Source organism: Algoriphagus sp., from assembly GCF_024642405.1.
In the GTDB taxonomy this organism is placed as follows: Bacteria; Bacteroidota; Bacteroidia; order Cytophagales; family Cyclobacteriaceae; genus Algoriphagus.
This window is the reverse complement of sequence record NZ_JAHEBC010000471.1, coordinates 1-2,577: the sequence shown is the minus strand read 5'-3', so window position 1 is coordinate 2,577 and position 2,577 is coordinate 1. Positions and strand designations below refer to the sequence as shown.

Annotated in this window: 2 protein-coding genes and 1 pseudogene; 2 read left to right on the top strand and 1 reads right to left on the bottom strand. The window is 38.7% G+C overall.

Going from position 1 to position 2,577, the window contains the following annotated elements; all coding sequences use genetic code 11:
* Positions 1–219: pseudogene (locus Q0L68_RS19460) on the top strand (glyoxalase); the annotation flags it as partial.
* On the opposite strand, the gene Q0L68_RS19455 reads toward Q0L68_RS19460, so the two are convergent.
* Complete coding sequence (locus Q0L68_RS19455; RefSeq protein ID WP_296705910.1) at positions 216–1,052, bottom strand: alpha/beta hydrolase; 837 nt, start codon at positions 1,050–1,052, stop codon at positions 216–218. The pseudogene Q0L68_RS19460 and the gene Q0L68_RS19455 overlap by 4 nt on opposite strands.
* Positions 1,053–1,227: 175 nt before the next feature.
* Between Q0L68_RS19455 and Q0L68_RS19450 the strand changes: the two genes are divergently transcribed.
* Positions 1,228–2,460, top strand: a complete 1,233-nt coding sequence (locus tag Q0L68_RS19450) for a serine hydrolase (protein WP_296705909.1) — start codon at positions 1,228–1,230, stop codon at positions 2,458–2,460.
* Positions 2,461–2,577 lie beyond the last annotated feature (117 nt).

Genomic DNA, 2,577 nt, shown 5'->3' with positions numbered 1-2,577 from the left:
CTGGCAATTCTTTTAAAAAGACTTGTTGACGCAAACTACCCTCTTACAGGTGCTGCAGATCACGGTGTTTCGGAAGCTTTATATTTAGACGACCCAGATGAAAATGGAGTTGAATTGTATTGGGACAGACCTCGTGATAAATGGCCTTTAAATCCTGACGGTAGTATTGAGATGTATACGAGGCAACTGGATATCAAGGGTCTTTTGGCTGAGATTTAGATTCTGCCTTTTACCCAATTTATAATTAGTCCCATCACCGCCTCTCGATCCGTATCATTAATCAACTCATGGTAACCTCCTGGAAAAATCTTCAGAGTTTTATCTTTTGATTTCGCTTTTTCATAAAGGATTTCAGATCCTTTGGGATTAGTTAAACCATCTTCAGAACCATGGATTAGCAGCACTGGAAGATCAAATTCAGTTGCCTTTTTTTGAATACTTCGCATCATGATCAAAAGTTCATTCCCAGTTCTTGCCGGAATCGGATTAGTGTAGATCAAAGGATCATTCAGGTATTTTTCTACTTCAGCAGGAATTCTTGAAATTTTCGAGGCATCTAATTTCAATGCTTTAAACCTTGGAGAAAATTTACTGATTATCCCTCCTACAGCGATTAATGCTTTAGAAGTACCTTCCGCTTCTTTGATTGCCGGCGAACTCAAAATCACTCCAGCGGCCTGCGGTTTAAAATCCAAAACATAAGCAGCCACCAATCCCCCTCCCATACTATGTCCATATAAAAATGCTGGCACTCCCGGAACATAGCTTTTCACCTTTCCAAAAAGCGCGTCAATATCCTTGAGGTAATCCTGATAAGATTCAAAAAAGGCATCTGGCTTGCCTATGGCGGACTTTCCATGACCTCTCCCATCAAATGTGAAAACAGAAACTCCCGAATCATTCAGCTTTTCTACCAAATGCAAATACCTACTGCTATGCTCACCAAGCCCATGGACCAAGAGTAGGCTAGCTATTGGCGAATCGCTCATCCAAGCCTGTAAAAAAAGCTTCTTACCATCGTGGGTTTCATAGGAGGTTTCAAGATGTTTCATATGATTAGAATTATATATTAATGGTCACATTAAATCTAGCATGGATAATATTCATTATTGTATTTCTAGAATTCTATATGTTTGTTTTCATTCAATCAAATTAGGAAAAAGAAACAAAAGTGAATTAAATTCAGGCAAAATGACCAATTTTTGATTAAACATAATTCCCAAAGCCATGATCAAACTTTATTTTAGATTTTTATTCATTTCCTTTTTTCTTCTAAATACCGGTGCTGTTGCTCAAACTATGGCAGAAAAGCACCATGCCACTACATCTATATCTCAGGAAAGAATAGCTCGGTATGATTCTTACATCCAAAAGGAAGTGGATGAAGGTCGGCTTGCCGGAGCAGTAACCTTAATCTATAAAAATGGTGAAAAGGCACATGAGCAAACGATAGGATATTCAGATATTGAATCTAAGTCAATGATGAGTCCAGATCAGATTTTCTTTATCCAATCCATGACCAAGCCTATTGTTACTACTGCTTTTATGATGCTTTATGAAGAAGGACATTTCTTTCTGAATGATCCTGTTGAGAAATATTTACCTTGGTTTAAAGATTTAAAAGTGGCGGTAGATCCTAGCAAAGGAGTAGCTGGAGGAACTGTTCCCGCCGAATCAAAAATAACCATGGCCATGCTTTTAAGCCATACTTCAGGGTTTTCACACGGCATAGCTGCTGGCAAACTGGAAGAAGAAATTAGAAATGCTATTTACAGTCCAACGCATGAGAATATTGAAAGTAGAATCAAAACTTTGGTCACGATGCCTCTGATTGGTCAGCCGGGTAAGCAATGGTACTATTCTGCTTCTCCTGATGTGCTTTCATTATTGATTGAGAAATTTTCTGGAATGACTACTGCAGAGTTTTTACAAAAAAGACTATTCGATCCACTGGGAATGAAAGACACTGGATATAATCTAAACGAAGAACAAGAAAGTCGTATGGCAACCCTTCATACCTACGATGAAGATGGGAAATTGATCAAATCGCCAAGGCAAACGCCTACTTCAGGTAATACGGTTTTCGCTGGTGCAAATGCCTTGTTTAGTACTGCTCCTGATTATGCCAAATTTGCGCAAATGCTGCTCAATGGAGGCGAATGGAATGGGAAACAATATCTCAGTCCAAAGACCATTGAAATTATGACAAGAGATCAGACCAATGGGCTTTACAGAGCGCCAGGGCAAGGATTTGGTTTTGGATTTGGAGTGATGACTGATGTAGCGGATGCAAAATCATTAGGCTCTGAAGGAACCTACTATTGGAGTGGGGCTTACTGCACTTACTTCTTTATTGATCCTGAGGAAAATTTAATTTCTATAATGATGACTCAGACAGCTCCATTCAGCGGTTTTTATGAGCAAAAAATGCGTCAAATGGTCTATCAGGCGATAGAGTAAAAGAAAAGGTTCGAGATCTCTCTCGAACCTTTTCCTATTTCATACTTCAGAATTTTTCCTTTAGAATTTATTAAGGTATCCATTTATTTTTTCCAAAATCTGGCTTCCGCTTTTCCA